The organism is Actinotalea sp. (assembly GCF_041597215.1).
Lineage (GTDB): Bacteria > Actinomycetota > Actinomycetes > Actinomycetales > Cellulomonadaceae > Actinotalea.
Genome location: NZ_JBFHHB010000165.1, coordinates 1 through 7,176, shown reverse-complemented (window position 1 = coordinate 7,176; position 7,176 = coordinate 1). Strand labels below are relative to the sequence as shown.

Annotated in this window: 8 protein-coding genes; 3 read left to right on the top strand and 5 right to left on the bottom strand. The window is 73.2% G+C overall.

Annotated elements, in window-relative coordinates; all coding sequences use genetic code 11:
- Nucleotides 1-51: 51 nt before the first annotated feature.
- Entirely contained in the window at nucleotides 52-810 is a 759-nt protein-coding gene (locus ABWK99_RS11580; RefSeq protein ID WP_372594857.1) for an exonuclease domain-containing protein, read from the top strand.
- 27 nt (nucleotides 811-837) lie between these two features.
- Here the strand turns inward: ABWK99_RS11580 and ABWK99_RS11575 are convergent, their stop codons facing one another.
- The 4 genes from ABWK99_RS11575 to ABWK99_RS11560 all read right to left on the bottom strand — a co-directional run bounded on the left by ABWK99_RS11575 (nucleotide 838) and on the right by ABWK99_RS11560 (nucleotide 4,937).
- The gene (locus ABWK99_RS11575) at nucleotides 838-1,626 is read right to left on the bottom strand and encodes an inositol monophosphatase (RefSeq protein ID WP_372594856.1); all 789 of its coding nucleotides are present in this window, start codon (nucleotides 1,624-1,626) and stop codon (nucleotides 838-840) included.
- Complete coding sequence (gene guaB / locus ABWK99_RS11570) at nucleotides 1,623-3,101, bottom strand: IMP dehydrogenase (RefSeq protein ID WP_372594855.1); 1,479 nt, start codon at nucleotides 3,099-3,101, stop codon at nucleotides 1,623-1,625. Before guaB ends, ABWK99_RS11575 begins: the two co-directional genes overlap by 4 nt.
- A gap of 72 nt (nucleotides 3,102-3,173) precedes the next feature.
- Nucleotides 3,174-3,866 (bottom strand): DNA-binding response regulator, encoded by a 693-nt coding sequence (locus ABWK99_RS11565; protein ID WP_372594854.1) that lies wholly within the window; start codon nucleotides 3,864-3,866, stop codon nucleotides 3,174-3,176.
- A gap of 117 nt (nucleotides 3,867-3,983) precedes the next feature.
- Nucleotides 3,984-4,937, bottom strand: a complete 954-nt coding sequence (locus ABWK99_RS11560; RefSeq protein ID WP_372594853.1) for a MerR family transcriptional regulator — start codon at nucleotides 4,935-4,937, stop codon at nucleotides 3,984-3,986.
- Nucleotides 4,938-5,237: 300 nt separating this feature from the next.
- Here ABWK99_RS11560 and ABWK99_RS11555 point away from each other — a divergent pair, with 300 nt between their 5' ends.
- Nucleotides 5,238-5,528: a WhiB family transcriptional regulator gene (locus tag ABWK99_RS11555; protein WP_372594852.1), complete on the top strand. Its 291-nt coding sequence runs from the start codon at nucleotides 5,238-5,240 to the stop codon at nucleotides 5,526-5,528.
- A gap of 111 nt (nucleotides 5,529-5,639) precedes the next feature.
- Here the strand turns inward: ABWK99_RS11555 and groES are convergent, their stop codons facing one another.
- Nucleotides 5,640-5,936 (bottom strand): co-chaperone GroES, encoded by a 297-nt coding sequence (gene groES / locus ABWK99_RS11550; protein WP_372594851.1) that lies wholly within the window; start codon nucleotides 5,934-5,936, stop codon nucleotides 5,640-5,642.
- 248 nt (nucleotides 5,937-6,184) lie between these two features.
- Here groES and ABWK99_RS11545 point away from each other — a divergent pair.
- A partial coding sequence (locus tag ABWK99_RS11545; protein WP_372594850.1) for an SAM-dependent methyltransferase occupies nucleotides 6,185-7,176 on the top strand: 992 nt, incomplete at its 3' end.

Here is a 7,176-nt window from a genome sequence, read left to right as displayed (position 1 = left end):
GTCACGGACGACACAGCGCGGGGCGAGGGCTCCGGACGGCAGGAGCAGGGCATGGCAGCAGCGAGCGGCTGGATCGCACGGCCGATGACGGGCTTCGACACCGAGACCACGGGCGTCGACGTCGACCGGGACCGCATCGTGACCGCCGCCCTCGTCCGGCGCAGCGCCGGTCCTGGACCGGCCGGGCCCTCCTCTCAGGTATCGGCATGGCTCCTCGACCCCGGCATCCCCGTCCCGGCGGCGGCGACGGCCGTGCACGGGATCGACAGCGCCACGGCCAGGGAGCAGGGCCGGGCGCCAGGTGCCGCCGTCGAGGAGATCGCCACGGCCCTGGTCGCAGCCCTCCGTCGCGGAGAACCGCTCGTCGCCTACAACGCCGCCTACGACCTCACCCTTCTCGACGCCGAGCTCGCGCGGCACGGGCGCGCGAGCCTCGAGGAGCGGCTCGGCTCCCCCGTCGCCCCCGTCCTCGACCCGCTCGTGCTGGACCGCGCCGTCGACCCGTACCGGCCGGGCAAGCGTCGGCTCGGCGACCTGTGCGCCCACTACGGGATCAGCACGGGCTCGCTGCACAGCGCCGACGCCGACGTGCTCGCGACCCTCGACGTCCTCGCCGCGATCGTGGCCGCGCACCCGGAGCTCGGCGAGACCGATCTGCCCGCCCTGCACGCGATGCAGGTGGACGCGCACCGCAGGTGGGCCGAGTCCTTCAACGACTGGCGCGCCCGCAAGGGCCTGGTGGGCGACGGGGCCACGACGCACTGGCCGATGCGCTCGGTGCAGCCCGTCGCGGCTCGATCCGCCGGCTGATCCCGGGCCTCGGGCGAGCGGCGGGCCTCAGGAGGCCAGGACGTCGAGCACGCTCTTGGCCGCGCCGGGGGTCGAGCCGACCACGAGCCCGCCACCCGGAGATCCGGGCAGGTACTCGCTCCCGTCCGGTCGGAGCACCGCCCCACCGAGCTCCCGCACGATCACCGCACCCGGCGCGTGGTCCCAGGGATGAGCCCTGGCGTAGACCAGGCTGTCCAGGACGCCGTCGGCGACCTGCGAGTAGAAGTACCCCGACCAGAGCCGGCTGTCCAGCGCGATCTGCTCGGTGGCCGGGGCGGAGTCGAGCGCCTCGCGCCAACCCTCGGGAAGGCCGGCGGAGGCCGCACCGGTGATCGGCTCGGCCGGCGCCGCGCGGTCCAGCCGTTCGCCGTTGCGCGTGGCGCCTGCTCCGCGCTCGGCGACGTAGGTCCTGCCGAGCGCCGGGAGGCAGATCCACCCGGCGACGGCACGGCCGTGCTCGAGGAGCGCCACCATCACGGCATGCTCCTCGAGCCCCTCGATGAAGGCCCTCGTCCCGTCCAGCGGGTCCACGACCCAGGCGAGCGGCGCGTCGAGCCACCGCAGGATGCCGGGATCGGCTGCCGCGCCCTCCTCGCCGACCACGGGCACTCCGGGCAGCAGCGCGGTCAGTCCCTGGATGATCGCGGCCTCGGCCTCGGTGTCGACGACGGTCACGACATCCCCCGCGCCCTTGGAGCCGACGTCCTGGGGCGTGAGGGACCGGAAGCGCGGGGCGACGATCTCCGCGGCCACCCGCTCGACGAGCTCGGTGACCCCCGCGACGTCCAGGCTCATCGCGTCGAGTAGTTCGGGGCCTCGCGGATCATCTGGACGTCGTGCGGGTGGGACTCCTTCAGCCCCGCGGGCGTGATCCGCACGAAGCGTCCCCGCTGCTGGAGCTCGGGGATCGTCCTGGCGCCGACGTAGAACATCGACTGGTGCAGCCCCCCGACCAGCTGGTGCGCGACCGCCCCGAGCGGGCCCCGGTAGGGCACCTGCCCCTCGATGCCCTCGGTGATGATCTCGTCGTCGCTGAGGTCGCCCTGGAAGTACCTGTCCTTGGAGAAGGAGCGCCGGTCTCCGCGCGACTGCATCGCCCCGAGCGAGGCCATCCCCCGGTACCGCTTGAACTGCTTGCCGTTGACGAAGACGAGGTCGCCGGGCGACTCGTCGCAGCCGGCCAGCAGGCCACCGAGCATGACGGAGTCCGCGCCGGCGACCAGGGCCTTGGCGATGTCCCCCGAGTGCTGGAGCCCGCCGTCCCCGATCACCGGGACCCCTGCGGGCTTGCAGGCCTGGGCAGCGAGGTGGATCGCGGTCACCTGCGGCACCCCGACGCCGGCGACCACACGGGTGGTGCAGATCGACCCCGGGCCGACGCCGACCTTGACGGCGTCGCAGCCCGCGTCGACGAGGGCCTGTGCCCCTTCGCGCGTCGCGATGTTCCCGCCGATCACCTGGACCCCGCGCGTGGCGGGATCGGCCTTGATCCGGCGCACCATGTCGAGCATGAGGCGGGCGTGCCCGTTGGCCGTGTCGACCACGAGGAGGTCGACGCCCGCCTCCACGAGGGCCGTGACCCGCTCCCAGGCGTCCCCGAAGAAGCCGACGGCGGCACCGACGACGAGCCGCCCCTCGCCGTCCTTGGTGGCGAGCGGGTACTTCTCGGACTTGGTGAAGTCCTTGACGGTGATCAGGCCCCGCAACCGGCCCGCGTCGTCCACGAGCGGGAGCTTCTCCACCTTGTGCCTGGCCAGGATCGCAGCGGCGTCGTCCCTGCTGATGCCCACGGGTGCGGTGATCAGCGGCATCGCTGTCATCACGTCGCGCACGAGAAGCGTGGGCATGTCCGCGGGGTCGACGAAGCGCAGGTCGCGGTTGGTGATGATGCCGACCAGGCGCTGGTCCTCCTCGACGACCGGCAGGCCGGAGACGCGGTAGATGCCGCAGAGCCGGTCGAGCTCGGCAAGGGTCGCCCCGGGCGAGACCGTCAGCGGGTCGGTGATCATCCCCGACTCCGAGCGCTTGACGAGGTCCACCTGATGGGCCTGGTCGACGATCGGGAGGTTGCGGTGCAGGATCCCGACGCCGCCCTGGCGGGCAAGGGCGATCGCCATCCGGGACTCGGTCACGGTGTCCATCGCCGCGGACACGAGCGGGATCGACATCGAGATCTCGCGGGTCAGCCGGGAGGTGGTGTCCACCTCGCTGGGGATGACGTCCGTCTCTCCTGGCAGGAGCAGGACGTCGTCGTAGGTCAGGCCGATCATCCCGAAAGGATCAGCAGGAGGGGCGGCCGGTCCGGGCTCGTAGGCGGTCACCCGGAGATAGTACGCGGGCAGTCAGCGGATGAGTCCCGTGCGCAGGCCGATCGCGACGGCCTGCGCCCTGTCGGCGGCACCCAGCTTGCGGAACAGCCGACGGGCGTGGGTCTTGACGGTGTCCTCGGAGAGGAAGAGCTCCGCACCGATCTGGGCGTTCGACCGGCCGTGGCTCATCCCCGAGAGCACCTCGAGCTCGCGGCGGGTCAGCTCCCCGGCGGCCGGCCGACGGGACGACGAGGGCTCGGCGACGATGGTCGCCTGAGCGGTGCGCGAGGCCGCTGCCGACACCGCGCGGGCACCGAGCTGATCCGACCCGGGGCGCGGCCCCGACTGGGACGGCACCACGGGAGCACTGAGGCCGTGCGTGGCGACGGCGGCCAGCTCGGAGCGCTCGACATCGGGGGGGAGGTAGCCGCGGGCCCCCAGGGCGACGGCCCGGTCGAGGGTGATCTCGTCCCCCGGGACCGCGAGCATGAGGATCGTCGGCGAGACGTCGAGCAGCCGCAACCGCCGGAGGGCCTCGATCGGACCGACTCCCGGCAGGTGCGCGTCGAGCAGGACGAGGACCGGGGCGGTGCGCCGGACGAGCGCGATGAGCTCCTCTGCCGTCGCCGCAGCCCTGGCCGGTGCGAGCGCTGCCACCCCGTGGGCGGCCGTGACGATGCGATCGCGAACGCCGGCCGAACCGTGGCAGACGATGACGCCGCTCATCCGCTCCCCTTCCAGATCGCCGGGACAGGTCCGTCCCGGAGGCCACGACGCGGTGCCGTGCGTCTACCTCATCGGCCGGAAGGGGCCCCGACCTTAGGCATGCGGCAGGGTGAACGCTCAGGTGGATGCCGCGAGCACGGCGATCAGCTCGTGGAAGGCGCCGGCGAGGCTGCGGACCCGGTGCACCCCCGGAGCGGGCGCCAGCGGGACCGGCGCCGCACCTTCCCGGTGGACGAAGATCGGCAGCCCGGGAAGGGAGAGCGCCAGCTCGTCGATCTCGTCGACGGAGCGACCGACGTCGGTCTCGGCGGACCCGACATGGACCACGACGGCGTCGGGAGCGACCTGGCCGACGAGCTCCACGAGCCGGCCGTCTGCGGCGCCGGCGAGCACGCGGGTGACGATCCCCGCCTGCTGGAGCGCGAGGGCGATGACGTGCACGACGAGGTCGGGGCTGGCCCCCACCGGCAGGGCGAGCACGCGCACGTGCTCGGACCCGGCCTCCGGGCCGCGCGCGGACGCGGCCGCGACCCCGGACCTCAGCACCGAGGCCGCTGCCCTGCTGCGGAGCTCAGCGAACGCCGCGGCCTCGAGCAGCCTGACCGCGCTCTCGCCGGGGTGCTCGAGCACCGGGGCCGACTCGAGGATCCGCAGCGCCGGGGAGAGGAGCTCGCTCCACCATGCGATCGGGTCCGCGGGGTGCACCCGGGCGAGCATCCACCGGACGGCGCCGTTGTCCAGGTGACGGGCAGCCGAGGCGACGCCCTGGGGATCGGGCGCCATCGGCGCCGCGGCGGCGTAGGCGTCGAGGACCTCGAGGTCGGAGGGCCCGGCGGACGCCCCGTCGAGCGCGCTGCGCGCCGCCTCGGAGGGCGCTGCTCCCTCCAGGGTCAGTCGGCGCATCGTCATCAGGCGGGCCACGTCACCGGGCGTGTACCGGCGGTGCGCACCCGCCGAGTGCTCCGACGGGCCGAGCCCGTACCGGCGGTCCCAGGTCCGGAGCGTCGCCGGCGCCACGCCCAGGCGACGGGCGACAGCAGCGACGGTGAGCGAGGGATCGGCATCGGCCATGACGCGATTGTGCCGAGGACCTGGCGCGCTTCGCCAGTCGAGAGCCCGCGGAACCGCGCCAGCCGTGCCCGATCTGCCCTGTTCAGCCCCTCCACGCGTCCGATTCACCCGGACGGATCTGCTCCGCGCGCGAGGATCGCGCCACCGGACCTGACGCGCGGACGTGAGTGATGACTCATGGGATGAACAGGGCGCGAATCAGTTTCCCGAGGCTCCTTGACCAACTAGTGAAGCGGTTCTAGGTTGTTCTCAGTAGCCGGAACGACCCGGTACCCGGATCGCAACGACCTGGAGGACCTCATGACCGAGATCTCGCGACTGCCCGGCCCCGTGATGGACCTCTGGGAGTGGCAGTACGACGGCGCCTGCCGCGAGGCCGAGCCCGCCTTGTTCTTCCACCCGGAGGGCGAGCGCGGCTCCGCCCGCCGACGTCGTGCCGAGGCAGCCAAGGCCGTCTGCGCGACCTGCCCCGTCCTCCAGCAGTGCCGCGAGCACGCCCTGACCGTCCGCGAGCCCTACGGGGTCTGGGGAGGGATGTCGGAGGACGAGCGCGCAGCTGCCTTGTCGCAGCGCGTGCGTCGCGCCGGCTGAGAGCCGACCGCACGATCCGGGTTCCTGCACGACGAAGCCCCCCACCGCCTGGCGGTGGGGGGCTTCGTCGTCGATCGGCGTCGAAGGACGCGGACGCTCAGCGCGCCACGGTCACTTCGTGACGACGGCGAGGATGTCGCGCGCGGAGAGGATGAGGTACTCCTCGCCCGCGTACTTGACCTCGGTGCCGCCGTACTTGCTGTAGATCACGGTGTCGCCGACGGCGACGTCCAGCGGCACGCGCTGGCCGTTGTCGTCGACCCGGCCGGGCCCGACGGCGAGGATCTCGCCCTCCTGGGGCTTCTCCTTCGCGGTGTCCGGGATGACCAGACCGGAGGCCGTCGTCTGCTCTGCCTCGAGAGTGCGAACGACGACACGGTCCTCGAGCGGCTTGATGGAGACCGACACAGCGGACCTCCCCTTCACAGTCGTGGGAACGATGCATGGCCGCGGGGTCCGGCTGCCCGTCGTCGCGGGTGCCGGCCAACCAGACCGTGCGGCTGGCCCTGGAGGGCCGATGAGAAATCTATGCTCCCGTTAGCACTCGGTCAACACGAGTGCCAGCCGCGCCGTCCGGTGGGGACCCGGATCGACGCGCACCGGGCCCCGTGCGAGCCGGGTGAGCCCCGCGCTCGCCCACCTGGCAGGATCGAGGGATGGATCCCGCGGCGCTGTCCCTGCTGCTCAGCCCGGCGGGCTGGGCGTTGCTCGGTGCCCTGCCCCCGTACGACGAGAAGCTCGCGCTGGTCCTCGGTGAGCGGATGCGCCGCGAGGGTATCGATCCGGTGCTCGCCTCGGCGGCCCTCACCCAGTCCCGGCTGCGCGCGAAGGCACGGGAGAAGTTCGGGGAGTTCGCCGACGGGATGCTGTTCACCCAGGCCGGGCTCGAGCAGGCCACCCGCTTCACGGTGGCCGCGCGCCACGCCGGCCGGTACTCCCATGCCGGCTGCACGAGGGTGGCGGACCTCACGAGCGGGATCGGCGGCGACGCGATGGCCTTCGCCGCGCTGGGCCTGCCCGTGCTCACTGCCGACCTCGACGAGCTCACGGCCGCGATCGCGACGGTCAACCTGCGGCACTTCCCCGAGGCGGTCGTCCTGCACGCGAACGGTCTCGAGATCGACCTGGCTGCCGAGGGGATCGACGGCGTGTTCGCCGACCCCGCACGACGCACCACCGGTGGCCGCCGCACGCACGACCCGTCCGCGTACTCGCCTCCCCTGGCCGACGTCCTCGCCGTGCGCGAGCGCGTCCCCGCTCTCGGGGTGAAGGTCGGGCCCGCGATCGCGCACGGCGACCTGCCGGTGGACGCCGAGGCGGAGTGGGTGAGCGTCGACGGAGACGTCGTCGAGGCGGGGCTCTGGTTCGGTCCCCTCGCCCCGAGCGGCCCGGGGCGCTCCGCCCTCGTCCTGCGGGGCGAGACGGCCACGACGGTCCGCGCTCCGCTCGACGGCGTCCCCGAGCCCGAGGTCGGCACGCTGGGCGCCTACCTCTACGAGCCCGACGGCGCCGTGATCCGGGCTGGACTCGTCAGCCTCGTCGCCCAGCGGGTGCGGGGACGGCTCGTGGACCGCACCATCGCCTACGTGACCTCGGACCATCTCGTCGACGAACCCGCCGCCCAGGCCTACCGTGTGCTGGACGTCAT

Coding starts and splice junctions, on each gene's coding strand:
- ABWK99_RS11575 (WP_372594856.1), bottom strand. CDS start 1,626: ATGAGCCTGGACGTCGCGGGGGTCACCGAGCTCGTCGAGCGGGTGGCC.
- ABWK99_RS11565 (WP_372594854.1), bottom strand. CDS start 3,866: ATGAGCGGCGTCATCGTCTGCCACGGTTCGGCCGGCGTTCGCGATCGC.
- ABWK99_RS11555 (WP_372594852.1), top strand. CDS start 5,238: ATGACCGAGATCTCGCGACTGCCCGGCCCCGTGATGGACCTCTGGGAG.
- ABWK99_RS11580 (WP_372594857.1), top strand. CDS start 52: ATGGCAGCAGCGAGCGGCTGGATCGCACGGCCGATGACGGGCTTCGAC.
- guaB (WP_372594855.1), bottom strand. CDS start 3,101: ATGATCGGCCTGACCTACGACGACGTCCTGCTCCTGCCAGGAGAGACG.
- ABWK99_RS11560 (WP_372594853.1), bottom strand. CDS start 4,937: ATGGCCGATGCCGATCCCTCGCTCACCGTCGCTGCTGTCGCCCGTCGC.